The organism is Rhodopseudomonas sp. RCAM05734, assembly GCF_052658035.1.
Genome location: NZ_CP199742.1, coordinates 739840 through 765921, shown reverse-complemented (window position 1 = coordinate 765921; position 26082 = coordinate 739840). Strand labels below are relative to the sequence as shown.

Annotated in this window: 21 protein-coding genes and 1 pseudogene; 14 read left to right on the top strand and 8 right to left on the bottom strand. The window is 65.7% G+C overall.

Features of this window, described 5'->3' with window-relative positions; genetic code table 11:
- Positions 1-11 precede the first annotated feature (11 nt).
- The 7 genes from ACUXVA_RS03845 (at position 12) to garD (ending at position 8515) form a co-directional block, all read left to right on the top strand.
- Positions 12-1232, top strand: coding sequence for an ABC transporter substrate-binding protein (locus ACUXVA_RS03845; RefSeq protein ID WP_445490907.1), 1221 nt, complete (start codon positions 12-14; stop codon positions 1230-1232).
- A 243-nt stretch (positions 1233-1475) separates the two neighbouring features.
- Positions 1476-2378 carry a branched-chain amino acid ABC transporter permease gene (locus tag ACUXVA_RS03840; protein WP_265081509.1) on the top strand — a complete coding sequence of 301 codons (903 nt, stop codon included), beginning with the start codon at positions 1476-1478 and terminating at the stop codon, positions 2376-2378.
- A gap of 4 nt (positions 2379-2382) precedes the next feature.
- Complete coding sequence (locus tag ACUXVA_RS03835) at positions 2383-3399, top strand: branched-chain amino acid ABC transporter permease (RefSeq protein WP_445490904.1); 1017 nt, start codon at positions 2383-2385, stop codon at positions 3397-3399.
- A 58-nt stretch (positions 3400-3457) separates the two neighbouring features.
- The gene (locus ACUXVA_RS03830; RefSeq protein ID WP_265081511.1) at positions 3458-4354 is read left to right on the top strand and encodes a dihydrodipicolinate synthase family protein; all 897 of its coding nucleotides are present in this window, start codon (positions 3458-3460) and stop codon (positions 4352-4354) included.
- Positions 4355-4447: 93 nt separating this feature from the next.
- Positions 4448-5560, top strand: coding sequence for a phosphotransferase (locus ACUXVA_RS03825; protein WP_265081512.1), 1113 nt, complete (start codon positions 4448-4450; stop codon positions 5558-5560).
- A 4-nt stretch (positions 5561-5564) separates the two neighbouring features.
- The gene (locus tag ACUXVA_RS03820) at positions 5565-6887 is read left to right on the top strand and encodes an aspartate aminotransferase family protein (protein ID WP_445490901.1); all 1323 of its coding nucleotides are present in this window, start codon (positions 5565-5567) and stop codon (positions 6885-6887) included.
- A 74-nt stretch (positions 6888-6961) separates the two neighbouring features.
- Positions 6962-8515 (top strand): galactarate dehydratase, encoded by a 1554-nt coding sequence (gene garD / locus ACUXVA_RS03815; protein ID WP_265081514.1) that lies wholly within the window; start codon positions 6962-6964, stop codon positions 8513-8515.
- 257 nt (positions 8516-8772) lie between these two features.
- On the opposite strand, the gene ACUXVA_RS03810 is transcribed toward garD, so the two are convergent.
- Complete coding sequence (locus ACUXVA_RS03810; protein ID WP_265081515.1) at positions 8773-9672, bottom strand: efflux RND transporter periplasmic adaptor subunit; 900 nt, start codon at positions 9670-9672, stop codon at positions 8773-8775.
- Between the two features lie 177 nt (positions 9673-9849).
- On the opposite strand from ACUXVA_RS03810, the gene ACUXVA_RS03805 reads away from it, so the two are divergent.
- On the top strand, positions 9850-10050 hold the full coding sequence (locus ACUXVA_RS03805; protein ID WP_445490898.1) for a hypothetical protein: 201 nt from the start codon (positions 9850-9852) through the stop codon (positions 10048-10050).
- A 247-nt stretch (positions 10051-10297) separates the two neighbouring features.
- Positions 10298-10972 (top strand): Crp/Fnr family transcriptional regulator, encoded by a 675-nt coding sequence (locus tag ACUXVA_RS03800; RefSeq protein ID WP_265081517.1) that lies wholly within the window; start codon positions 10298-10300, stop codon positions 10970-10972.
- 92 nt (positions 10973-11064) lie between these two features.
- Here ACUXVA_RS03800 and ACUXVA_RS03795 read toward each other — a convergent pair.
- The 5 genes and pseudogenes from ACUXVA_RS03795 to ACUXVA_RS03775 form a co-directional block, all read right to left on the bottom strand.
- A pseudogene (locus ACUXVA_RS03795) lies at positions 11065-14176 on the bottom strand (efflux RND transporter permease subunit).
- On the bottom strand, positions 14176-15030 hold the full coding sequence (locus ACUXVA_RS03790; RefSeq protein ID WP_445493228.1) for an efflux RND transporter periplasmic adaptor subunit: 855 nt from the start codon (positions 15028-15030) through the stop codon (positions 14176-14178). The pseudogene ACUXVA_RS03795 and the gene ACUXVA_RS03790 overlap by 1 nt, the downstream one beginning before the upstream one ends.
- Before the next feature lie 221 nt (positions 15031-15251).
- Positions 15252-15902, bottom strand: coding sequence for an OmpA family protein (locus ACUXVA_RS03785; RefSeq protein WP_445490895.1), 651 nt, complete (start codon positions 15900-15902; stop codon positions 15252-15254).
- Between the two features lie 180 nt (positions 15903-16082).
- Positions 16083-17573 carry a caspase family protein gene (locus tag ACUXVA_RS03780; protein WP_445490893.1) on the bottom strand — a complete coding sequence of 497 codons (1491 nt, stop codon included), beginning with the start codon at positions 17571-17573 and terminating at the stop codon, positions 16083-16085.
- Positions 17574-17775: 202 nt separating this feature from the next.
- Positions 17776-18252, bottom strand: coding sequence for a MarR family winged helix-turn-helix transcriptional regulator (locus tag ACUXVA_RS03775; protein ID WP_265081520.1), 477 nt, complete (start codon positions 18250-18252; stop codon positions 17776-17778).
- Between the two features lie 132 nt (positions 18253-18384).
- Here ACUXVA_RS03775 and ACUXVA_RS03770 point away from each other — a divergent pair, with 132 nt between their 5' ends.
- The 4 genes from ACUXVA_RS03770 (at position 18385) to hmgA (ending at position 22694) form a co-directional block, all read left to right on the top strand.
- Entirely contained in the window at positions 18385-19992 is a 1608-nt protein-coding gene (locus ACUXVA_RS03770; RefSeq protein ID WP_445490891.1) for an FAD-dependent oxidoreductase, read from the top strand.
- A gap of 7 nt (positions 19993-19999) precedes the next feature.
- Entirely contained in the window at positions 20000-20266 is a 267-nt protein-coding gene (locus tag ACUXVA_RS03765) for a DUF2783 domain-containing protein (RefSeq protein ID WP_265083534.1), read from the top strand.
- A 108-nt stretch (positions 20267-20374) separates the two neighbouring features.
- Positions 20375-21325 carry an MBL fold metallo-hydrolase gene (locus ACUXVA_RS03760; RefSeq protein ID WP_265081521.1) on the top strand — a complete coding sequence of 317 codons (951 nt, stop codon included), beginning with the start codon at positions 20375-20377 and terminating at the stop codon, positions 21323-21325.
- 22 nt (positions 21326-21347) lie between these two features.
- Complete coding sequence (gene hmgA, locus ACUXVA_RS03755) at positions 21348-22694, top strand: homogentisate 1,2-dioxygenase (RefSeq protein WP_445490888.1); 1347 nt, start codon at positions 21348-21350, stop codon at positions 22692-22694.
- 178 nt (positions 22695-22872) lie between these two features.
- On the opposite strand, the gene ACUXVA_RS03750 is transcribed toward hmgA, so the two are convergent.
- Positions 22873-23346: an Lrp/AsnC family transcriptional regulator gene (locus ACUXVA_RS03750; RefSeq protein WP_265081523.1), complete on the bottom strand. Its 474-nt coding sequence runs from the start codon at positions 23344-23346 to the stop codon at positions 22873-22875.
- Between the two features lie 125 nt (positions 23347-23471).
- Here ACUXVA_RS03750 and hppD point away from each other — a divergent pair, with 125 nt between their 5' ends.
- Positions 23472-24590, top strand: a complete 1119-nt coding sequence (hppD, locus tag ACUXVA_RS03745; RefSeq protein WP_265081524.1) for a 4-hydroxyphenylpyruvate dioxygenase — start codon at positions 23472-23474, stop codon at positions 24588-24590.
- A 166-nt stretch (positions 24591-24756) separates the two neighbouring features.
- On the opposite strand, the gene ACUXVA_RS03740 is transcribed toward hppD, so the two are convergent.
- Entirely contained in the window at positions 24757-25860 is a 1104-nt protein-coding gene (locus ACUXVA_RS03740) for a CaiB/BaiF CoA transferase family protein (RefSeq protein WP_445490886.1), read from the bottom strand.
- Positions 25861-26082: the final 222 nt, after the last annotated feature.

Here is a 26082-nt window from a genome sequence, read left to right as displayed (position 1 = left end):
AGACGGGACTAATGCAGACGCGTTTGATTGCCGGTGCACTCGGATTGTCGCTCGCCGCGCTGGCAGCCTCGCCTTCCCTGGCCGCCGACAAGGTCAGCGACAATGTCGTGAAGATCGGCATCCTCAACGATCTCTCCGGCATCTATTCGGACTTCACCGGCAAGGGCTCCGCTGTCGCGGCGCAGATCGCCATCGACGAGATGGGCGGCAAGGTGCTCGGCGCGCCGATCGAACTGGTTGCAGCCGATCACCAGAACAAGCCGGACATCGCAGCCAACCTCGCCCGCGAATGGTTCGATCAGGGCAAGGTCGACATGATCGCCGATTTCCCGACGTCCTCGACCGCGCTGGCGGTGATGGAGATCGCCAAGCAGAAGAACCGCGTCACCATGCTGTCCGCCGGCGTGGCGATGGCTGCGATCACCGACAAGTGCTCGCCGGTCAACGCGCAGTGGATGGTCAACACCTATACGCTGGCCGCCGGCACCGCCAAGGCGCTGCTCAAGGAAGGCAAGAAGAGCTGGTATTTCGTCACGGCCGACTACACCTTTGGTCATTCGCTGGAGAAGGATGCGGCGGCAGTGGTCGAGGCCGACGGCGGCAAGGTGCTGGGCACCTCGCGTCATCCGTTCCCGGGCGGCGACTTCTCGTCGTTCATGCTGAAGGCGCAGGACAGCGGCGCGCAGGTCATCGCGCTGGCCAATGCCGGCAGCGACACCATCAATTCGATCAAGCAGGCTTCCGAATACGGCATCGGCCGCACCGACAAGCAGGTGATCGCGCCGCTGCTGGCCTACATCACCGACGTCAAGAGCCTCGGCCTTGCCAAGGCGCAGGGTATGTACCTCACCGAGGCGTTCTACTGGGACTACGACGACCGCTCGCGCGCCTTCGCCGAAAAGTACTTCGCCAAGATGAACCGCATGCCCAGCGCGTCGCAGGCGGCGGTGTATTCGGCGACGCTGAGCTACCTCAAGGCCATCGAAGGCGCCGGCACCGACGAGGCGATGGCCGTGATGGCCAAGCTGCGTACCATGACCATCGACGACGCGGCGATCCGCAACGGCCACCTGCGTGCCGACGGCGCGCTGGTCCACGACATGCTGCTGCTGCAGGTCAAGAAGCCCGCCGAATCCAAGCGCGACTGGGACTTCTACAACGTCAAGGCCGTGCTCAAGGGCGAGGACGTGTTTCCGAAGCCGAGCGAACTCTGCCCGCTGAACAAGAGCTGAGGCGTGATGCGTGAGGCTGGGTACCTGTCCCGGACGCAGTGCAGTGGGCGTCCCGGTGATGCGAAGCATCATCGGGCGCGTAGTGCACTGCAGATCCGGGACCGTACCGAGCTGCGGTACTCGATACGGTCCCGGATCTGCGGAGCGGCATATCGGCGATGCAAGTGCATCGCCTGAGAATGCCGCACCGCGTCCGGGACAAGATTTCGGCGATTTACTGAAGCCACCACGGATGACACGCCAATGACCATTTCCCTGCAGGCCTTCATGGCGCAGCTCACCATCGGGCTGATCGGCGGCTGCTTCTATGCGATGCTGAGCATGGGGCTGGCGATCATCTTCGGCCTGCTCAACATTATCAATTTCACCCATGGCGCGCAGTTCATGGTGGCGGCGTTCCTGGCCTGGATCGGGCTGACCCAGGTCGGGCCTTGGCTCGGATATCCGGATTTCCAGATCAATTTCTGGGTCGCGCTGGTGCTGGTGCCGCTGCTGGTCGCGGTGATGGGCATGGCGATCGAACGGCTGTTGCTGCGCCGGCTCTACAAGCTCGATCATCTCTACGGGTTGTTGCTGACCTTTGGCGTGGCGCTGGTGCTGGAAGGTGTCTTCCGCCATGCCTTCGGCGTGTCCGGCCAGGGCTACGAGCCACCGGAACTGCTGCAGGGGCCGTTCGACGTCGGCTTCATGCTGCTGCCGAAATACCGCATCTTCGTGGTCGCGGCATCGCTGCTGATCTGCTTTGGTACCTGGTATCTGTTCGAGCGCACCAAGCTCGGCGCCTATCTGCGCGCCGGCACCGAGAACCCGCGCCTGCTGCAATCCTTCGGCATCAATGTGCCGGTCATGATCACGCTCACCTATGGTTTCGGCGTGGCGCTGGCCGGCATCGCCGGCGTGCTGGCGGCGCCGATCATGCAGATCACCCCGCTGATGGGCGGCAACCTGCTCAACATCGTGTTCGCCGTCGTGGTGATCGGCGGGCTCGGCTCGATCCTCGGCTCGATGATCACCGGCCTTGCGCTCGGCCTGATCGAGGGGCTGACCAAGGTGTTTTATCCGGAGGCCTCGACGGTGATCGTGTTCGTCATCATGGCGCTGGTGTTGCTGGTGCGTCCGGCCGGCCTGTTCGGACGGGAAGTTTGAGGCCATGACCAGCACGTTGAAAATCTTCTGCCTTCTGGTCGTTGCGGCGCTGGTGGTGCCGTTCGTGCCCGGCGTCATCTATCCGATCTTCGTCATGAAGGTGATGTGCTATGGCCTGTTCGCCTGCGCCTTCAACCTGCTGCTCGGCTTCACGGGCCTCGTATCATTCGCCCATGCGGCGTTTCTCGGCAGCGCCGGCTACGTGACCGGCGCGCTGATGATCCGCTTCGGCAGCCATCCCCTCGGCATGGTGACGGCGTTCACGGCCGGCGTGCTGGCGGCGGCTTTCGTCGGGCTGGTGATCGGCGGCCTCGCAGTGCGTCGTCGCGGCATCTACTTCGCCATGATTACGCTGGCGTTGTCGCAGATCGTCTACTTCCTGGCGGTGCAATTTCGCTGGACCGGCGGCGAGGACGGGCTGCAGGGCATCCCGCGCGGTAACCTGCTCGGCCTCGACCTCAGCTCCGACACCACGATGTATTATGTGACGCTGGTGCTGTTCTCGATCGGCTTCCTGTTCGTCTATCGCGTGGTGCATTCGCCGTTCGGCCAGATCCTGCAAGCGGTGCGCGAGAATGAGCCGCGTGCCACCTCGCTCGGCTACGACACCGATCGCTTCCGGCTCGCCGCCTTCGTGCTGTCCGCCGCGGTCGCCGGCTATGCCGGCGCCATGAAGGCGCTGGTGTTTCGGCTGGTATCGCTCAACGACGTGTCGCTGCACACCTCCACCGAGGTGGTGCTGATGACGCTGCTGGGCGGGCTTGGCACCATGTTCGGACCGCTGGTCGGCGCCGCCCTCGTCGTCGGCCTGCAGAATTATCTCGCCACCATCGGCGACCTCGTCACCGTGGTCACCGGCCTCATCTTCATCGTCTGCGTCTCGTTCTTCCGGCTCGGCTTTGTCGGCGAGTATCTGGCCTGGCGCCGGCGTCGCGCGCAGCGCGCCGCGCCGCCCGCGGTCGAGGATGAACGGCCGTTGCCGGCCTTCGCCGAGCCGCCGCAGGCCGCTCGCGCCGACTGACACGACTTCTGCGTTCACCCACCCGCATCCTGACACACCAAGAAGGACTACCAGCATCATGTGGACCGGCGTTCTCCCCGCAGTCACCACCAAGTTCACCGCCGACGGCGCGCTCGATCATGCCGAGATGGAGCGCTGCTTTGCGCTGCAGATGGCCGCCGGCTGTGACGGCATCATTGTTTGCGGCTCGCTCGGCGAAGGCCCGATGCTGTCGCAGGACGAGCGCATTGCCGTGCTGAAGACCGCGCAGTCGGTGACGAAGGGCAAGCCGACGCTGATGACCATCTCCGAAGCCGGAACCCGCGAGGCCTGCGCCATGGCGCGCAAGGCGGCGCAGGCCGGCGCCAGCGGGCTGATGGTGGTGCCGAGCCCGATCTATCACACCGATCCGAAGGAGACGGTGGCGACCTTGCGCGCAGTGGCCGAGGCCGGCGACCTGCCGGTGATGATCTATTCCAACCGCCTGGCCTACCGAGTCGACGTCACGCCGGACATCATGGAAGAATTGGCTTCGGACGCGCGCTTCGTCGCCGTGAAAGAATCCTCCGATGACATCCGCCGCACCACCGAGATCTTCAATCGGCTCGGCGATCGCTATGCGGTGCTGACCGGCGTCGACAATCTTGCTTTCGAGGCGCTGTCGGTCGGCGCCGTGGGCTGGGTCGCCGGCCTGGTCTGCGCCTTCCCGGCGGAAACCGTGGCGATCTATCGCCTGATCAAGGCCGGCCGGCAGGCCGAGGCGCTGGAGATCTATCGCTGGTTCCGGCCGCTGCTCGACCTCGATGTCTCCACTTTCCTGGTGCAGAACATCAAGCTGGCGGAAGCCATCGCCATCCACTCCACCGAACACGTCCGTGCGCCGCGCGCACCGCTGAGCGGCGAGCGTCGCAAGGCCGTCGAAAAGATCGTGCTCGACGCCATCGCCAGCCGCGCCAAGCTGGCGCTGGCGGCGTAGGGGGCTTTCACAGGCCACGTGAAGCAGCTATCCGTTTGAGCCGGCCTTGCCGATGGCGAGACCGGCTCAAACACGAGCCGAGCGGAGATTTGCGTGACTGTTGCCAACAGCGAATTTACCGAACGATCGACGGACTCGACGCCATCCGGCGCTCCGCTGATGCTGCAGCTCGGCGAATTGCTCGACACAGCCTCGCCGCCGGCTGCCATCGACGAGATCGAGGCACTGGCGCGGACCGCGTTCGGACTGGATGTCCGCGCCATGCCGCTGACCGGCGAGCGCGACCGCAACTTTCATCTGGTCGATGGCGACAACCGGCACTTCGTCCTCAAGGTCATCCACCCCGCCGAAGCGCCGGAGGTGACCGACCTGCAGAGCCGGCTGCTGCTGCACGTCGCGGCCGCCGCACCCGACCTGGCAGTGCCGCGACTGGTGCGTCCGCTGGATCATGAAGAGCTTGAATTTGTCTGGGCGGCGGACGGCCAGCCGGCGCGCCGGGTGCGTTGCCTGACCTACCTGGCCGGCCGCCCGCTGCATCAGGCTGCAGCCAGTACCGCGCAACGTCATCACCTCGGCGCCTTCCTCGCGCGGCTCGATCTGGCGCTGGCGGATTTCCGCCATCCTGCCGACGGTCACGATCTCTTGTGGGACATCAAGCGGGCGCCGCGTGCCCGCGCATTGCTGGCCGACCTCGCGCATGCGCAGAAGCGGGCGCTGGCCGAAGCCGCGCTCGACCGTTTCGACGAACACGTCACGCCGAGGCTGCCCGCGCTGCGCGCGCAGGTGATTCATAACGACTTCAATCCGCACAATGTGCTGGCCGATGCGATCGCAGACGACGTGATTTCCGGCGTGATCGATTTCGGCGACGTGGTGCGGTCACCCCTCGTGCAGGATCTCGCTGTGGCCGCGGCGTACCAGATCGGCGCCGGTGGACATCCGTTGCAGGGCGCGGCCGACATGGCGGCAAGTTTTCACGCGCTCTGTCCGTTACGGCCGGAAGAGATCGAACTGCTGCCGGACATGATCGCCGCGCGGCTGGCGCTGACCATCGCGGTGAGTTCGTGGCGCGCCGCGCGCCATCCCGACAATGCCGACTATATCCTGCGCAACCAGGCCACCGCATGGAACGGGCTGCAACGGCTGCAGGAGATGTCCCGTGCCGATGCTATCCTGTGGCTGCGCGGCCAGATCGAAGCGAGATGAACCGATGAGCATGATCAACGCATTCGACGCCGCTGCGGCGACCGGCATTTCCGAGCGCGACCGCGCTTTGATCGAACGGCGCGAGCGCCTGCTGGGCCCGGCCTATCGGCTGTTCTACGCCCATCCGGTGCATCTGGTCCGCGGCGAGGGCGTCTGGCTCTACGATGCCGACGGCAGCGCCTATCTCGACGTCTACAACAATGTCGCCTCGGTCGGCCATTGCCATCCCCATGTGGTGGCGGCGCTCAGCAAGCAGGCGGCGACGCTCAACACCCATACGCGCTATCTCACCGACGGCATCCTCGACTATGCCGAGCGGCTGCTGGCGCTGTTGCCGCAGGAACTGGCGCATGTGATGTTCACCTGCACCGGCAGTGAGGCCAACGATCTCGCTTATCGCGCCGCAAAGGCTTTTACGGGTGGCACCGGCGTGATCGTCACTGAACTGGCCTATCACGGCGTCACCATCGCGATTTCGGAAATGTCGCCGTCGCTGGGCGACGGGATCAAGCTTGCGCCGCATGTGCGCACCGTGCCGGCGCCGGATGCCTATCGCGGGAGTGGCGACGTCGGCGAGGTCTTCGCCAGCCATGTCCGCGCGGCCATCGCCGACATGAAAGCCCATGGCATCAAGCCGGCGGCGCTGCTGGTCGACACGATCTTTTCCAGCGACGGCGTGTTAGCCGATCCCGCGGGCTTCCTCGCGCCGGCGGCTGCGGCGATCCGCGAGGCCGGCGGGCTGATGATCGCCGACGAGGTGCAGCCCGGCTTCGGCCGCACCGGGGCGGGCATGTGGGGCTTTGCGCGCCACGGCATCGTGCCTGACATCGTCACCATGGGAAAACCCATGGGCAACGGCCATCCGATGGCGGCCATGGTGGCGCGGCCGGAGATTCTCGACAGCTTCGGCAAGCGCACGCGCTACTTCAACACCTTCGGCGGCAATCCGGTGTCCTGCGCGGTGGGCATGGCGGTGCTCGACGTCATCGAAAACGAATCGCTGATCGACAACGCCCGCGACGTCGGCGCCTATCTGCGTGACGGGCTGCGCGGGCTTGCCAACATGCACGAGATCATCGGCGATATCAGGGGCGCCGGCCTGTTCGTCGGCGTCGAACTGGTGACCGATCGCGCCACCAAAAATCCTGCCACGGCGGCGACAGCGAAACTGGTCAACGGCCTCAGGGAGAAGCGCATCCTGATCAGCGCCGCCGGCCCGCATGCCAATGTGCTGAAGATCCGCCCGCCGCTGGTCTTTTCGCGGGAGAATGCCGATCAGTTCCTGGCTTCGATCGACGAAGTCCTGACCGGCCTCGGCCAGCCCTAGGGAGGGCCGACCTTGCCGGGGGCGCCGTCGATCACTAGCATCGCCGCACAACAAGACTGAAAGCGGAGGCGACGATGAATGTGGTTGCGGCAACGACACCGGCGAGCCTGTACGCGCCGCGCTATATCCGCCTGCAACCGGCCGACAACGTCGCCATCGTCGTCAACGATTTCGGCCTGCCGGCGGGAACGGTGTTTCCCTGCGGGCTGACGCTGACGGATTTCGTGCCGCAGGGCCACAAGGTGGCGCTGGTCGATATCGCGTCGGGCGAGCCGATCCGCCGCTATAACGAGATCATCGGCACGGCCGAGCAGCCGATCGCCGCGGGCGCGTGGGTGTCGGAAGCGCTGATGGCGATGCCGACGCCGCCGGCGCTCGACGACCTGCCGCTGGCCAATGCGATCCCCGCCAGGCAGCCGGCGCTCGAAGGCTACACGTTCGAAGGCTACCGCAATCCCGACGGCTCGGTCGGCACCAAGAACATGCTGGCGATCTCGGCCAGTGTGCAATGCGTGGCCGGCACGGTGGAATTCGCCCTCAAGCGCATTCGTGAGGAGCTGCTGCCGCGCTATCCCAATGTCGATGGCGTGGTGGCGCTGACGCATAATTACGGCTGCGGCGTCGCCATCAATGCGCCGGGCGCCGCGGTGCCGATCCGCACCCTGCAGAACCTGGCGAAGAATCCCAATTTCGGCGGCGAGGCCATGGTGGTCGGCCTCGGCTGCGAGAAGCTGGTGCCGGAGCGGCTGGTGCCGGAAGGCACCGGCAGCAACATCGTGCGCATGCAGGATGAGGCCTTTGAAGGTTTTCGTGCCATCGTCGACGGCATCGTCGCAATGGCCGACGCCCGGCTGAAGATCCTGAACGAGCGGCGTCGCGAGACCTGCCCGGCGTCCGATCTGGTGATCGGCTTGCAATGCGGCGGCAGCGATGCGTTCTCCGGCGTCACCGCCAATCCGGCGGTCGGTTACGCCGCCGACCTCTTGGTGCGCGCCGGTGCCACGGTGATGTTCTCGGAAGTTACCGAAGTGCGTGACGCCATCCATCTGCTGACGCCGCGCGCGGCGACGAAAGAGGTCGCGCAGGCGCTGATCCGCGAGATGGCCTGGTACGACAACTATCTCGACCAGGGCGGCGCCGACCGCAGTGCCAACACCACGCCGGGCAACAAGAAGGGCGGGCTCAACAACATCGTCGAGAAAGCGCTCGGCTCGATCATGAAGTCCGGCACCAGCGCCATCACCGGCGTGCTGTCGCCGGGCGAGCGCGTGCGCGACAAGGGCATGATCTTCGCCGCCACCCCGGCCAGCGATTTCATCTGCGGCACGCTGCAGCTGGCCTCCGGCATGACCATGCAGATCTTCACCACCGGTCGCGGCACGCCCTATGGCCTTGCCGCCGCACCGGTCATCAAGGTGTCGACCCGCACCGAACTGGCCAAGCGCTGGTCCGACCTCATCGATTTCGACGCGGGCGGCATCGCCACCGGCGAGAAGACCATCGAGGAGACCGGGCAGGCGCTGTTCGAACTGATCCTCGAAGTCGCCAGCGGCCGGGTCAAACCCTGGTCCGATCGCTGGGGTATCTTCAACGACCTGACATTGTTCAATCCCGGCCCGGTGACCTAGAGTCTGATCCATCAAGGCTGAAGTATTTCAATCTTGTCCCGGACGCGGTGCGGCATTCTCAGGCGATGCCCTTGCATCGCCGCTATGCCGCTCCGCAGATCCGGGACCGTTTCAGGCGGTATCGTTTGTGCGGTCCCGGATCTGCAGCACACTACGCCTCCTGACGGAGGCGCATTGCGCTGCGTCCGGGACACGATTCTATGGAGATGAATCCCACTCTGGAGGAGAGCCACGGGCGTTTGGGCAATCCGGGAAGACTATTTCGGCTCCGCGCTGGCGGTGACCGGGCGGACCGGATCGCCCTCACGCAGCATGGCGCCGGCGCGGGCCACCACGATGTCGCCCTCGGCCAGGCCCTCGCGGACTTCGACCCGGCCGCCGGACATCAGCCCGACCTCGACCCGCCGCGTCTCGACGCGCTGCCGCCGGACTACCTGAACCACGGTGCCGGCGCCGCCGTACAGGATCGCCGTCAGCGGCACCGAGACGCCGCAGCTCTCGCCAGTCTTGATCAGGGCGCGGGCGTAGGAATTGGCCATCAGCCGGCGCGTCGAGGTGATGGTCACGAACACCTGGCCGAGCTGGCTGTTGGGTTCCACCGTGGAGGCTACCCGGCGCACCTTGCCGTCGAGTTCGCCGACGCCGATGATCTTGATCTTCGCGCTCTGGTCCGCCCTCAGCTTGGCGAGGTCGCTGGTCGGCACCTGGCCGACCATTTCGAATTCGCTGCGCGGGATGATGCTGAACAGCGCCTCGCCCTTGCCCGACGCGATGGTGCCGGCGACCGCGGATGACGCACTGACCAGTCCCGCGACGGACGCCTGCACCGTCACGGCGCCGCCGTCCGGCGCGGTCAGACGCGCCAGGGCTTGGCCGGCGGTCACGGTCTCGCCGGCATCGACCAGCACCTCGGCCACCTTCAGCCCGGGCCGGTCAGGCCGGATCGCGATTTCCTCCTTGGGAACCAGGATGCCTGCCACCTCGACGATATCAGCGAAGCAGGATTTCTCCGCCTTCAGCACGGTGACCGCGGCGCCCCTCGGCGCCACCTCGTCGGCAGCAAAGCCTGGCTCCGCCACGCCGTACAGGCCGGTTGCGAACAGCAGCGCCGCCAGCTTCGGAAACAGGCGATGCGCGGGGAACGGGCTGATCGACATGGCAATTCCGTTGTTCAAAACAATCAATCAATGGCGCGGCATGGCCGCAGTCCGACTCTAGTGAAGCCAGGCAGGCGAGCCAAGCGGCCAATCCTGCAGGGCATCACCATTTTGCAGAGCGGGCTCGACGCACGAGGGGCGGATGAACCCAGGCGGCGAGTGACGCGACCACAGACCATGGCCGGTTTGCTCGGAGATGTTCTGCTCGCAATAGTTCGCGTCGTGATATGGCGCTGGCTCAGTGCGCTTGCGCTCAGCGCACTCACCTGGCTCGATACGAAGATCCCCGGGCGCCGAATGAAGATCGTGGTCGGAGGCGCGTGCGGGCTCGCGGCCTTTTTTCTGGTTCCGATTTTTGCCGGGTTGTTGGGCTTTTGAAGACAATGAAATCCAGAGCGATCATCGCATTGGCAATCGGGCTGTAGCGACGTCGCGCCGCACGCGACGCCGGGCGGCGTCAGCAGACATCGCTGAAATGGCTGGAAAGTGATGCGGCTTGTGACAGACTGGCCATATCGGGTCCGGCCCCTTATCTTGCGTGCCGTCAGCCGTCATTGACGTTCAGGCAAAGAATGGACACCGGTTGCGACTGCATCCGGGGATCGAGCATGCGGGATATGTTGCAGTGAGCAGCCAGGCCGAATTCGCCGTCATCCTGAAGATGAATCCGATGTTCGCCGATCTCGGCGCCGAGGAACTGCAGCGCATTTCCGGGCTCTGCCACACCCAGCAGCTCAAGACCGGCGAAATGCTGTTCCAGAAGGGCGACAGCGGCGATGCGCTGTATGGTGTGCGCCGCGGCCAGATCCGCATTGAGACCGGCGCCTCCGACGGTTCGCGGCTGACGCTGAACTTCCAGGGTCCCGGCGACATGTTCGGCGAGGTCGCGGTGCTGGATGGCCGGACGCGCACCGCCGACGCCACCGCCGCCGAGCCCACCGAATTGTTCGTGCTGCGACGGGAGGATTTCCTCGAGCATCTGGAGCGCGAGCCCCGGGTGGCGCTGAAGTTGATCGAACTGCTGTGCCAGCGCATCCGCTGGATGAGCGAGCGGATGGAGGAATCGGTGCTGCAGCCGCTGCCGGTGCGGCTGGCGCGGCGGCTGTGCGCACTGGCCTCCGACTTCGGCTCGGAAGTGCACATCTCGCAGGAACAACTCGGCGTGTTCGTCGGTGCCGCGCGCGAGAGCGTCAACCGGCAACTGCAGGCCTGGCGCAAGGACGGGATTCTCGACCTGCAACGCGGTCGGATTTTGTTGCTCAACCTGAACGGACTGACCAAGGTCGCGCGGAACGAGTAGCGCACTGCCTTCTTCCCTCGCCCCGTCCGGCGAAGCGCAGCTTCGCTAGGCGGGGAGAGTGAAGAAGCCGCATCGCGTCCGGGAAACGAGGCTTATTTCTGCACCTCCGCCGGCGGCTTGATGTCGCCGGGCTCATTGTCGCCGGTGGAGATCAGGAGCTTCTTGCCCCAGCGCCATGACAGCTGGCCGACATCGTCCATCATCATGAACATCGCCGGCACGAACAGCAGCGACAGGGCCGTAGAGAAGATCAGACCGCCGATGATGGCGAGCGCCATCGGCGAGCGGAATTCGCCGCCGGCGCCGAAGGCCAGCGCCGAAGGCATCATGCCGGCGGCCATGGCGATGGTGGTCATGACGATCGGCCGCGCCCGCTTCATGCCGGCGTCGATCATCGCCACCTCGCGGCTCTTGCCGTCGCGGATCGCCTCGATGGCGAACTCCACCAGCATGATGGCGTTCTTGGTGACGATGCCCATCAGCATCAATATGCCGATCCAGACCGGGGTGGTGAGCTGCTTGCCGGTCACCAGCAGCGCCATGATGGCGCCGCCGATGGACAGCGGCAGCGAGAACAGGATGGTGACCGGCTGCAGGAAGGTGCCGAACAACAGCACCAGTACCGCATAGACCATCATCAGCCCGGCAGAGATCGCCGTCGCAAAACCGTCGGACAGTTCGTTGAGGCTCTCGGCGTCGCCGGACTGCTTGACGCTGACGTTCTTCGGCAGGCTCTTCATGACCGGCAGGTCGTAGATCTTCTTCATGGCATCGCCGAGCGCGGCGGTGCCGACCAGATCCGCGGCCACGGTGGCCTGACGCTCGCGGTCGTAGCGGTTGATGCTGGTCGGTCCCTGGTCGAGCTTGATGTCGGCCACAACAGACAGCGGCACGCCGCCACGGCCGCCGCCGAGCGGCACGCGCAGGCTGCTCCAGCACCGAGAGGTCGGCGCGGGCGCTGTCTTCCAGTTGCACGCGGATCGGGACCAGCCGGTCGCCGGCATCGAATTTCGCCAGTGCCGGGCCGACGTCGCCGATGGTGGCGACGCGGATGGTTTCCGACAGGCCTTCGGTGGAGACGCCGAGCCGCGCCGCAAGATCGGCGCGTGGCTGGATGCGCAGTTCCGGCCGGTCCAGCGAGGTCTCCGAGATCACATTGGCGATCAGCGGAATCCGCTTCATCTGCGTCGCCAGCTCATTGGCGACGTTGCCGACGATGTTGCTGTCGGTACCGGTCACCACCAGCGAGATGGCGCGCAGGCCATTTTCGTCGAGGAACCAGTAGCGGATATCAGGCACATTCTCGAGTTCCTTGCCGATGTCGAGCTCGAGTTCGCGCTGGGTGTGGGCGCTGTCGCGCGCGCTCTTCGGCGTGTAGTTGATGATCAGCGCCGCGCGCCGCACCTCCTGCAGGCCCGGCGGCACACGGCCGCCATCGACGAACACGCTCACGACCTCGGGCCGCTTGCGCAGGCGGGCGGTGATCTCCTCGGTGACCTTTTCGGTGAAGGCGAGCTGCGAGCCCGGCGGCAGCTCCATCGCCAGCAGCGAGCGCGCGGTGTCCTGCGCCGGCAGGAAGCCCTGCGGCAGCAGCCGGATGCTCCAGATCGACAGCGCGAAGATTCCGAGCCCCACCAGCACGGTCATGTAGTAGTGCTTGACCGACCATGTGACGAGCCTGGTGTAGGTCTGCAGCACGCGGCCGGGCGGCGGATCGTCGTGCGGATGATCCTTGAGGAAATAGGCGGCCAGCACCGGCGTCACGAAGCGCGCCGCCAGCAGCGAGAAGAACACCTGCACCGATACGGTGATGCCGAACTGCTTGAAGAATTGTCCGGCGATCCCCGACATGAAGCTGGCCGGCGCGAAGATCGCGATGATGGTGAGCGAGATGGCGATCACCGCGAGGCCGATCTCGTCGGCGGCCTCCAGCGCCGCGCGGTAGGGCGACTTGCCCATCCGCATGTGGCGCACGATGTTCTCGATCTCGACGATGGCGTCGTCGACCAGAATGCCGGTGGACAGCGTGATGGCCAGGAAGCTCACGAGGTTCAGCGAGAAGCCGAGCAGGTCCATGGCCCAGAACGCCGGGAAGATCGACAGCGGCAGCGAGATCGCGGCGATCACCGTGGCGCGGAAGTCGCGCAGGAACACGAACACCACGATGACAGCCAGGATAGCGCCCTCGAACAGAGTGGAGATCGCGGCTTCGTAGTTGCCCTTGGTAAAATCCACCGAGGTGTCGATCAGCTTGAGATCGACGTCAGGATAGGTGGCCTTCAGCGCCTCGATGCGCTTCTGCACGGCGGCGGCGACCACCACGTCGGAGGCGCCCTTGGAGCGCTTGATGCCCAGCGCCACCACCGGCTCGCCGTTGAAGCGCGCGAAGGTGCGGCGGTCGGCGACGGTGTCGGTGACGGTGCCGAGGTCGTCGAGCCGCACTTCGCCGCCGGCCGGCAGGCTGATCATGGTGCCGGCGAGTTCGTTCAGCGTCTTGGCGCCGGCCAATGTGCGGATCGCCTGGTCGTTCTTGCCGATCTCGGCGCGGCCGCCGGCGAGGTCGACATTGGTGCCGCGCAGCCGCCGCGAGACGTCCACCGCGGTGAGGCCGGCCGCCTGGAGCCGGTCGGTGTCCAGCGACACCAGGATCTCGCGCTCGACGCCGCCGATGCGCTCGACCTGGGCGACGTTGCGGACGCCCTGCAGCGCGCGTTTCACCACGTCATCGACGAACCATGACAGTTGCTCGGGCGTCTTACCCGGCGAGATCGCGGCATAGGTGACGATCGGCAGGCCGATCACGTCGACGCGCTGGATCAGCGGTTCGTTGACATTCTGCGGCAGGTTGGCGCGGACGCGGGTGATGGCGTCCTTGACGTCGTTGAGCGCGCGATCGGTGTTGGTCTCCAGCGCGAACTGGATGGTGGTCAGCGACAGGCCGTCGGTGATCGAGGACGAGATATGCCTGACGCCCTCGACGCCGGACACGCCGTCCTCGATGGTCTTGGTGACCTGCGCCTCGAGCTCCGCCGGCGCCGCGCCGAACTGCGAGACGGCGACCGAGATCACCGGGATGTCGGCGTTGGGGAGCCGGGTCACCGCCAGCTTGGTGAAGCTGATCCAGCCGAGCGCCAGCAGGATGATCGAGAATACGATCGACGGCAGCGGATGGCGGATCGACCAGGCGGAGATATTCAGGGACATTACCGTACTCTCGATCGGTCCAGTTCTTCGGCGAACATGGTCTTGATCTTGTCGCCGTCATGCAGCGACGAGCCGGCGTCGGCGACCACCACCTCGCCGGCCTCGATGCCTTCGAGGATCTCGGTGGAGGTGTCCGAGGTCAGCCCGACCTTGACCTTGCGGGTCTCGACCGTGTTGTCCTTCACCACCTGCACCGTCAGGTGGTCGACGGCCGAGCGCGGCACGGCGATGCCGCAACTGCGCTTGGCGTCGATATTGGCGCGCGCGAACATGCCGATCCTGAGCGCGGGATTGGGCGCCAGCGACAGCCGGACGTGGCCGAGCTGGGTGACGCGATCGATCTGCGGCGACACCAGCCGCACCTTGCCGAACAGGTCGGGCTGGCCGTCGCGGCTGATCCGCGCGGTGGCGCCCGGATTGAGCTTGAGGATGTGGATGCTGGGCACTTCGGCGTCCAGCTCGATCTCGTTGTTGATGGCGATGCGGAACATCGGTCCGGCCTGCGGCGATGCCGGCGCGCCGACGGCGGTGGCGACCTGGGTGATCAGGCCGGCGGCCGGCGTGCGCAAGGTGATGGGGGCGCGGGAACCCCCCGGCAGCGGCGACGGCGTCAGCCGAGCCAGTTCCTGGTTCTCGGTGACCATGTCGCCCTCGCGGACCAGCACGTCGGTGACCTTCGCGCCTTCGGTCTCGACCCCGACCAGCGCTTCGCGCCGCGGCACGATGAAGCCGGTGACCCGCACCATGTCGGAAAAGCAGGCATTGGTGGCCTTGGCGACCACCACCATGGCGCTGCCCGGCGCGGTGGTGCTGACGGGACCGTCAGCGCCGCGCGCGGCGAGTGGGTGCGCCATCACGGCAGCCGCAACCGCCCATGTCGCGAGATGTCTGTGACGGGAAAGGGCCTTCATTGCGGGAGCGTTCCACGGTCTGTTTGGCCGCAGCAATGCAGGCGCGGCGGTAGGAGGGGCAATCTACACAGGACGGCGTCAATCACCAACCAATGGCGCCCCGTGGGGAGCGGGCGCGCATCGCGCGACCATGGCTGCGGATTGTCCGCAGGTCGGCGGTAGCGCTATTTCGCCGCGGTGGTCTTGTTGGCCATATTGACCACCTGGACACGGCGGTTGGCCGGATCCAGCGGACGGGCGGGGTCCTTGAGCTTGGTCTTGCCATAGCCGACCGTCACCAGGTCGGCGCCGGCAATCCCGTACTTCTCGACCAGCACGCGCTTGATCGCGTCGGCGCGGCGTTCGGAGAGATCCTGGTTGTAGGTCTCGCTGCCGACCGCGTCGGTATGGCCGGCCACGATGAAGGTCGAGCCCTTCAACTGGTCGCTGGACAGCGCCTTGCCGAGCGCTTGCACCGCGGGCTGTGCCTTGCTGCTGATATTGGCTGAATTGTATTCGAAGGTAATTTCCAGATCGATGTTCGGCTTGCTCTCGGCGATTACAGCGATCTGCTCGCGCTCGCCTGATGATAGCGAGCGGGTACTGCGGTTGCGCAGGGTGTCGACGAACTTGCCTTCGGCGGCGTTGACCGCAGGCTCGGCCGGCGGCGACATCGACAGGCCGCGGGTGAGCTGCTGCTTCGGCGCCAGCGCGCGCAGGATCTGGTCCGACGTCACATCGTCGGCGGCGCGGGCTAGTCCGGTCAGCGACAGCATGGCACCGACCAGCGCTGCGGCCGAGAATGCCTTCAGCGTGCGGTTTCCAGATATCGTCATGGCTGCATCCTCCTGCGTCTCGGTGTGTTTCCCGCCGGTCCCGCGCAAGCCGCCGCCGCGGGTGTAAAGTTGGTGACCTCGGCTTGCCTTCGGTAGTCGGCGCGATGTCGCCGCGGGTTCAAGTCGATCGTGTCACATCGCTGTCGACAACGCGCGCCGCACGCCATGTGACGGCACGCGCTATTGCACGCCATAGCTGGCGAATTCCTTGACGATGTTCGGGTCCATCGCCTTGGCATTGTTGATGTCGAGCTCGCCCTCGGCGGTGGCGCCGATGCGCTGCTTGGCGAGGCCGCGGCCGAACAGCGACGAGGTCGGCTGCGGATTGATCTTCAGCGCGGCGTCGAAGTCGGCAATGGCGTTCTTGGAAGCGCCGCTTTTCAGGTTGACCAGGCCGCGGCTGTCGAGCGCGTCGACGAAGTTCGGCCGCAGCCGCAGCGCCTCGTTGCAGTCCTTCAGCGCGGCCGCCAGTTCGCCGATCACGGTGCGCGCCCAGCAGCGGTTGTTGAAGGCTTCCACATCCTTGGGGTTGAGCCGGATCGCCGCGTCGAAATCCTTGATCGCCAGCGTGTAGGCGCCCTTGCTGGCATAGACTTGGCCGCGCCGGTACAGCGCGCCGGCATCGTCGGGATTCTCGGCGAGCTTGCCGTTGAGCGTCTTCACCGTCGGATCGTCGGCCAGCGCCAGCGCGATCCTGGCCTCGTCACGGATCGGCTCGGCCGGCGCCGCAGCGACGGACGCAGCCGCAGACGGGGCCGGCTTTGCGACATCGACCGCTGCGACGGGTGCGGGCTCCTTGGCCGGCACTGCCGCAACCGGCGGCTTGGCCGCGGGCGGCACAATGTCTTCGCGCGGCTTGATGTCCTCGCGGGGCTTGGCGATCGCCACCGGCGTCGTGTTCTGCGCGGTCTGGCCGGGGATGAAGGAGAAATCCTCCGCCAGCGACGACGAGATCCACGGCACCTGCTCGCTGCGCGAGGCGCGGGTGACGTCGACGCGGGTCCGGTTCAGGGTTTCCTCGGCCATCAGGCCGGGCACGCGGATTTCCTTGAGCAACTCGCTGACGAACAGGCTGTGATCGGTTCCGTTGTCGCTGACCACGGAACTGAGCGCGGCCGAATACATCACCAGAGTGCCGCTCGGCGCGATGACCGGCGCGAGGCCGGCGGAAAAACTGCGGAACCGGCGCTCGAACGGATTGCGGCGGGACGCATCGAGCAGGGCCACCTTGACGCCGGCACCGCGGCTGTTGATTTCGCCCAGCACGGTCTCGAGGCTGAAGCCGTCGCGCCGCACGTCGGGTTCCGTCCAGATCTGGGCATCGACCGGGATCATGTAGCTCTGGCGGGCCGACTGCACGCCGTAGCCGCTGAAGAAGATCAGCGCGACCGAGCCCGGCTTGATCCTGCCATACATCTTGTCGAGGGCGCGGCGCATGGCCTCGCCGGTCAGGTTCTCGCCGATCTCCACGTCGAAGCCACTGCGCTTGAGTTCGTCGGCGAATTCGCGGGCGTCGTTGATGGGTTCCTTGAGCGGCGCTTCGGCGTCGGGATATTTGGCATTGCCGATCACCAGCGCGACGCGGCCCGCGCGATTGTCGGCAGCTACGGACTCCATGACCGGTGCAACAGACAAGGTCAGAAAGGCAAGCAAAACGAGGCGAATTTTCATCAGAAGCCGGTCCAAGCGAAAAGGCGCCGATCCCAGCTTGCGCCACGGCGACCTTATCCCAGGCCATTTGCATTATCAAACCGGCGTCGCTCGGGCGAGATCGCTTGTCATGTGCGACGCTGCGACCAACGAACGCACCGTCAGAATGCGACGCAACTATCGGCGCGAACCGGGATGGGTATGACGGACGCGCAAGGACTGACTAGTAGGCCTCGGTCTCATGCGCGGCCTCACGACCCTGCATCAGGTCGAGGCTGCGCTCGATCTTGCCGAGCAGCGCTGCGAAATCCTTGCGCTCCTGCGCCGACAGGCACGACATGATGTCGCGCTCCTTGCGCAACAGCCGCGGGATGAGTTCCTCATAGAGCCCGCGGCCACGGGCCGTGAGGCGCAGGTTGAACTCGCGGCGGTCGTCGGCGTTGGCCACCCGCTCGATCAGCGCGCGCTCCATCAAGGTGGTGACGGCGCGGCTGATGGTGGATTTGTGCGTGCGTGTGCACTGCGCAATATATTGCGCGCTGCATGCCTCGTTACGAAAGCCGAGCGTCGCCAGAACCCGCCATTCCGGAATGTCGAGGCCGTGACGTTCGCGGTATTCGCCGGACAATGCCGCGCTGACCTCGGCGGCCAGCCGGTTGAGCCGGAATGGCACGAACTTGAACAGATCGAGTTTCGCCACGTGGTCCCGCCAATTTCCATTGACGCCGGCACCGGCCCGGCGTTTAGATGGTTGCAAATGAGACTATCTTAACGGGAGTGCGATCCGTTGGCCAGACCAGCGTCGATCATTGAAACGGCCGGAGGCTGAGTCATGGCGCAGCATGTCCGGCAATTTGCCTATCGCCGTCACGCCGACCAGGATCGCCGCGACGCCGCGCATCATCCGGTAGTAGTGGTCGGCGCCGGGCCGGTCGGGCTGTCGCTGGCCATCGACCTGGCGCAGCGCGGCCAGCGCGTCGTGCTGCTCGACGATGCCGACAGGATCGGTGACGGTTCCCGCGCCATCTGCTTTTCCAAGCGCTCTCTCGAGGTCTGGGACCGGCTTGGCGCCGCGGCGCCCATGGTGGCCAAGGGTGTGCAGTGGAATGTCGGTAAGATCTTCTGCGGCGAGGAACTGCTGTACCGCTTCGACCTGCTGGCGGAGCAGGGCCACAAGATGCCGGCCTTCATCAACCTGCAGCAATATTACGCCGAGAGTTTTCTCGTCGATCGCGTCCAGCAACTGCCCGACATCGACCTGCGCTGGCGCAACAAGGTGAGCGGACTGAAGCAGCACAACGATCATGCCGAACTTACGATCGATACGCCCGACGGGCCTTACACGCTGCGTGCAGACTACGTGGTCGCCTGCGACGGCGCGCGCTCCGGCCTGCGCGGGCTGGTCGGTGCGGAGTTCACCGGCGAGACTTTTGAGGACCAGTTCCTGATCGCCGATGTCAAAATGACAGCGGCATTCCCCACCGAACGCTGGTTCTGGTTCGATCCGCCGTTCCATGCCGGCCAGTCGGCCCTGCTGCACAGACAGCCCGATGACGTCTGGCGCATTGACCTGCAGCTTGGCCCCGATGCCGATCCGGCTGTCGAGCGTCAGCCGGAGAACGTGCGGCCGCGCATCGCGCGCATGCTCGGCCACGACGATTTCAGCTTCGAATGGATCTCGGTCTACAAGTTCCAGTGCCGCCGCATGCAACGCTTTCTGCACGAGCGCGTGATCTTCGCCGGCGACGCCGCGCATCAGGTGTCGCCGTTCGGCGCCCGCGGTGCCAATTCCGGGCTGGAAGACGGCGAGAACCTCGCATGGAAACTCGCGATGGTCCTGCGCGGTGAAGCACCGGCGGGATTGCTCGCCAGCTACGAGACCGAGCGCGGCCAGGCCGCCGACGACAACATCCGCGCCTCGACACGCTCCACCGATTTCATCGCGCCGCATTCGCCGCAGGAGCGTCGGCTGCGCCAGGCAGTGCTGGCGCTGGCGGGCGAAGCCGACTTCGCCAAGCGCATGGTCAATGGCGGCCGGCTGTCGGTGCCGTCGGTCTATGACACGCCGCTGTCGACCGACGATGCCGAGCAATGGCGCGCGGGGCCGCCGCCCGGCGCGCATCTGCTGGATGCACCGCTGGCGATGGCATCGGGCGAGGCGGCCTATCTGACCGACGCGTTCAACGCCGCAGGCCGCGGCTTTGCGCTGCTGGAATTCGCCAATGGCGCGGCGGTCGACGTGCCCGACGGCGTGGCGCATCTGCGCGTCGGCAATGACGCGCCGCTGCGCGATGCGGCCGGCCTGTTCGCGCAGCGTTATGACGCCGCACCTGGCTCGGCCTGGCTGCTGCGTCCGGACGGCTATGTCGCCGCGCGGTTTCGGCATCCGACGCGGGATGCGATCACCGCCGCCATGGCACGCGCCAGCGGGAGAGCGTGAGGCGATCATGCAGCTGTCCACCCAATCGAATTTCGCCGATCCCGACGCCGCCTACCGGCTGGTCGTCGATGCGCATCGCGGCATCGCCGACGCACAGAGCGCGGCGCTGGATGCGGCGCTGGTGCTGGTGCTCGCCAATCACATCGGCGATCTCGACGTGCTGCGCGAGGCCATCGCGCTGGCGAAGCGAAGGTTGCCGGAGCAACAAGACAGTCATTCCGGGGCGCGAGCGGCGTTAGCCGATCGCGAACCTCAGTCACTCCAATTGGAGTGACGGGGAATCCCGGCATGAGACGATGAACATATCGAGGTTCCGGGTTCGCGTCCGGCTGACGCCGACCGCGCCCCGGATCGACACTGTGTATTCAAAGGACTTGAACGAATGACAAAAGGTTTCGCATCCACCACCGACATGGCGGGAAAGAAGATCACCTTTTCCGAGATCGGCACCGACTTGTTTGCCTTCACCGCGGAAGGCGATCCGAATTCGGCTGTCATCGTCGGCGACGACGGCTGCATCGTGTTCGACGCCCAGGCGACGCCGGCGCTGGCCAACAAGGTGATCGAGCGGGTGCGCACCGTCACCGACAAGCCGATCAAATATGTGGTGCTGTCGCATTACCATGCGGTGCGCGTGCTCGGCGCCTCCGCCTTTCATGCCGAAGCGGTGGTGTCGTCCAGCGAAACGCGGCGGCTGGTGGCCGAGCGCGGCCAGCAGGACTGGGATTCCGAGTTCGGCCGCTTCCCTCGCCTGTTTCAGGGCTCCGAGAGCATTCCCGGCCTGACATGGCCGACCCTGACCTTCAAGGGCGAGATGTCGATCTTTCTCGGCAAGCGGGAGGTCAAGCTGATGCAGCTCGGCGCCGGTCACACCTCGGGCGATATCGTCGCCTGGGTGCCGGATGCCGAGGTGATGTTCTCCGGCGACCTGATCGAATATCACTCGGCCTGCTATTGCGGCGACGCCATGCTGCGCGAATGGCCGTCGACGCTGAACGAGATCCGCGACTTCAACCCGAAGGCCATCGCGCCCGGCCGCGGCGACGCGCTGAAGGGGCTGGCCACCACCCGCGAGGCCATCGCCATGACCCGCGATTTCGTCAGCACGCTGTATGGCGCCGCGGAAATCTCGGTGGCCAAAGGCCGTTCGCTGAAGGAGACCATGGCGGCGTGCCGCGAGGTGATGGATCCGAAGTTCTCTTCATTCGCCATCTACGAGCACTGTCTGCCGTTCAACGTCTCACGCGCCTATGACGAAGCCTCGGGTATCGACGATCCCGTGATCTGGACCGACAAGCGCGACCGCGAGATGTGGGCCGCGCTGCAGGGATGATACGGCTGCAAAGGAGGATGACATGAACATCACGACATCGCCCGATCTGATCGGCCGCAGCGTCACTGGCGTGACGCAGGGCTACATGTCCGGCTTCGGCAACAGTTTTGAGACCGAAGCCCTGCCGGGCGCGTTGCCGGTGGGCCGCAACTCGCCGCAGCGCGCCGCCTACGGGCTCTATGCCGAGCAACTGTCCGGCTCGCCGTTCACCGCGCCGCGCGGCAGCAACGAGCGCTCCTGGCTGTACCGCATCCGCCCGTCGGTAAAACACTCCGGACGCTTCGCGAAGGTCGATGCAAGACTGTGGCGCACCGCGCCGTGCCACGAGCAGGACATCAGCATCGAGCAGCCGCGCTGGGACCCGGCGCCGATCCCGAAGGAGGACATGACCTTCCTGCAGGGCGTGCAGACCATGACCACCGCCGGCGACGCCGGCACCCAGGCCGGCATGGCCGCGCATGTCTATCTGATCACCCAGTCGATGGTCGACCAGCACTTCTACAATGCCGACGGCGAGATGATGTTCGTGCCGCAGCAAGGGAGCTTGCGCTTCGTCACGGAGTTTGGCGTGATCGATGCCGAGCCGGCGGAGATCGTTGTGATCCCGCGCGGCGTCAAGTTCCGCGTCGAACTGACCGGTGGCCCGGCGCGCGGCTATCTGTGCGAGAATTATGGCGGCGCTTTCACGCTGCCGGAGCGCGGCCCGATCGGCGCCAATTGTCTCGCCAATGCCCGCGACTTCCTGACGCCGGTGGCTGCCTATGAAGACAAGGACACGCCGACCGAACTCTATGTGAAGTGGGGCGGCGCGCTGTTCATGACCAGGCTGCCGCATTCGCCCATCGACGTGGTGGCGTGGCACGGCAACTATGCGCCGTACAAATACGACCTGCGCACCTTCTCGCCGGTGGGCGCCATCGGCTTCGACCATCCGGATCCGTCGATCTTCACGGTGCTGACTTCGCCGTCGGACACCGCCGGCACCGCCAACATCGACTTCGTGATCTTTCCGGAGCGCTGGATGGTGGCGGAAAACACCTTCCGGCCGCCGTGGTATCACATGAACATCATGTCGGAATTCATGGGCCTGATCTACGGCGTCTATGACGCCAAGCCGCAGGGTTTTGTCCCCGGCGGCATCAGCCTGCACAACATGATGCTGCCGCATGGGCCCGACCGCGAGGCGTTCGATCATGCCAGCAACGGCGAGCTGAAGCCGGTCAAGCTGACCGGCACCATGGCCTTCATGTTCGAGACGCGATATCCGCAGCGGATCACGACGCATGCGGCGAACTCGGCGACGTTGCAGAGCGACTATGCGGATTGCTGGAAGGGGCTGGAGAAAAGGTTCGATCCGAACCAAAGATAGCGGTCAGCGCAAAGGCGCCGCGACCACACCCGGTGTCATCGCCCGGCCGGCGCGCAATTGGCGCCAGGACCGGGCGACCCAGTATTCCGTGCTGTGGATGATGGAGCCGCGCCGCCGCCGTTGACTGGGTCACCCGCTTTCGCGGGTGACGACAGCCGGAGTTGGGGCGACGTATTCTTCACCCCACCGCCTTCAGCGGCAGCCGCGACGTTTCCTTGAGCCGGTCGAGCACGATCGACGAGCGCACATGAGCCACGCTCTGATGCGGCATCAGCACGTTGTTGACGATATCGGACAGGCTCTTGAGATCGCGCAGCACCGCCTTCAACAGGTAGTCGGCATCGCCGGTCAGCGAATAGGCCTCCTGGATGGCATCGGTGCGGGTGACCAGGGCGCGGAACTTCTTGGCATTGTCGGGCGAGTGCGTCGCCAGCGTGATGTGAATGAAGGCGATGACGTTGAAGCCGAGCGCCTCGCTCGACAGGTCGGCGTGATAGCCGGCAATCACCTGCGCTTCCTCCAGCCGCATCCGCCGCCGCGAGCATTGCGACGCTGACAGGCCGGCGACATCGGCAAGCTGCTGGTTGGTCAGGCGACCGTCATCCTGCAACGCCGCGAGGATCTTCAGGTCGAAGGCATCCACGGGGATCATGCGTCAAAACCCTCCTTCGTGCACAAAGCGTGCATGACCATGCCATAGTTCCCGCCCCTTTGCATGCACCTTGCGTCGAATACGACCGACACTCCCTGTCAGCAAATCAGTTCAGGGAGATCACCATGGGTCCGTTTCCACACGACGCGCCGCCGGCGACAATCACCGCCGACAACCCGATGGGCACCGACGGTTTCGAGTTCGTCGAATACGCGCATCCGAATCCGGCCGAGCTGCACGCCCTGTTCAAGCTGATGGGCTACGCGCCGGTGGCGAAGCACAAGACCAAGAACATCACGCTGTATCGCCAGGGCCACATCAACTATCTCGTCAACGAGGAGCCAGGCAGCCACGGCTTCGATTTCGTTGCCGCCCATGGTCCGTGCGCGCCATCGATGGCATTCCGCGTGGTCGATGCGCAGAAGGCCTATGAGCGCGCGATCGCGCTCGGCGCGGAGCCGGCCGACGTGCCGTCGGCGCGCAAGACGCTGGACGTTCCGGCCATCAAGGGCATCGGCGGCAGCCTGCTGTATTTCGTCGATCGCTATGGCGCCAAGGGCACGGCCTATGATCTCGAGTTCGACTGGCTGGGCGCAAAGAACCCATGGATCGAGGGCGCCGGCCTGTTCTATCTCGACCACCTCACCCACAACGTCCATCGCGGCCGCATGGATGTATGGACCGGGTTCTACGAAAAACTGTTCAACTTCCGCCAGATCCGCTTCTTCGACATCGAGGGCCGCGCCTCCGGCCTGTTTTCACGGGCTCTGACCAGCCCCGACGGCAAGATCCGGATTCCCATCAACGAGGACGCCGGCGACGCCGGGCAGATCGAGGAATATCTCAACACCTACCGCGGCGAGGGCATCCAGCATATCGCCTGCGGCTCCAGCGACATCTATCGCACCGTGGAGAGGCTGCGGGACGACGGGCTGCCGTTCATGCCGTCGCCGCCGGAAACCTATTTCGAGAAGATTGATGCGCGGCTGCCCAAGCATGGCGAGGACGTGCGCCGGCTGAAGCGCGACGGCATTCTGATCGACGGCGAAGGCGTGGTGGCCGGCGGCGAGACCAAGGTACTGCTGCAGATCTTCTCGGCCAATGCCATCGGGCCGATCTTCTTCGAGTTCATCCAGCGCAAGGGCGACGACGGCTTCGGCGAGGGCAATTTCAAGGCACTGTTCGAATCCATCGAGGAAGACCAGCTCCGCCGCGGCGTGCTGACGCTGAAGGGCGCGGCGTAGGCTTGCGTCTGGTAGCTAGCGCTACCGCGCGCTCGCACTATCATTCGAAACTCATCACTCTCCACGTCATGCCCGGCCTTGTGCCGGGCATCCACGTTATCACGTGACATCGTGGATGGCCGGGACAGGCCCGGCCATGACGCGGACAGGCCGGTGTCAATCTTTGCTATTCCGCCTGCCACTCCTTTACCACTTCCCCCAGCTCCACCGTCACCGGCATCCGCGCCGCCGATGGTGTGCGCGAGAAACGCGGCGCCGGGGCCGGCTGGGTGTGGCCGTCATGCTGGATGAACACTCCGCGCGCGACCATGTGCGGATGCTGCGTCGCTTCCGACATGGTCAGGACCGGCGCGAAGCAGACGTCGGTGCCTTCCATGATGGCGCACCATTCGTCGCGGCTCTTGGTCTTGAACACGTCGGTCAGCCGCTGCTTCAGCGCTGCCCATTGCGTCTGGTCCATCTGCGCGTCGAAGCAGATGTCACCGAGCCCGGCGAGCTCGCGCAGTTGCGCGTAGAACTGCGGCTCGATGGAGCCGATGGAGATGAAGTGGCCGCGGCTGCATTCGTAGACGCCGTAGAAGTGGGCGCCGCCGTCGAGCATGTTGCTTTCGCGGCCCTCCTTCCAGCGGCCGGCGGCGGTCATGTCGAAGAACATGGTGATCAGCGATGCCGCGCCGTCGCACATGGCGGCATCCACCACCTGGCCCCGGCCGGATCTGCCGGCCTCGAGCAGTGCGGCCAGCAGGCCCATCACCAGATACAATGAGCCGCCGCCGAAATCGCCGACCAGGTTCAGCGGCGGCACCGGTCGGTCGGCGCCGCCGATGGCGGCCAGCGCGCCGGTGATCGAGATGTAGTTGATGTCGTGGCCGGCGGCCTGCGCCAGCGGGCCGCTCTGGCCCCAGCCGGTCATGCGGCAATAGACCAGTTTCGGGTTGCGGCCGAGCACCACGTCGGGCCCCAGCCCGAGCCGCTCCATCACGCCCGGGCGATAACCCTCGATCAGCGCGTCGGCGCCGTCGAGCAGCGCCAGCACGCCGGCGACTGATGATTTGTCCTTGAGATCGACCGCGACGATTTTTCGCCCGCGCGCGGACGCGCCTTTCGGCGTCTGGCCGGCGCGCACCAGGGTGATCACCTCGGCGCCCATGTCGGCCAGCAGCATGGACGCGAACGGGCCCGGGCCGATGCCGGCGAATTCGACGATGCGGATGCCGGCCAGCGGCCCGGTCGGTCTGGTGGCGGTTTGCGGCTGAACTGAAGCGGTCACGATATCCTGCACCTTGCGTTTCCCGTGCTGCGTCGCTTGGCGCGACGTCATCTGTGCGGGAAACTGTCTATGCTGAGGTGGGGGAGAGCAAGGGGCTTTTGGCCGCGGCAGCGCATGGCCGCATGCGTGGGTTGGTGGATGGATCCGCTGCCTTGCAACGTTCTCCGCTGTCATCGCCCGGTCCTGGCGCGCGATTGCGCGCCCGGCCGGGCGATGACACCC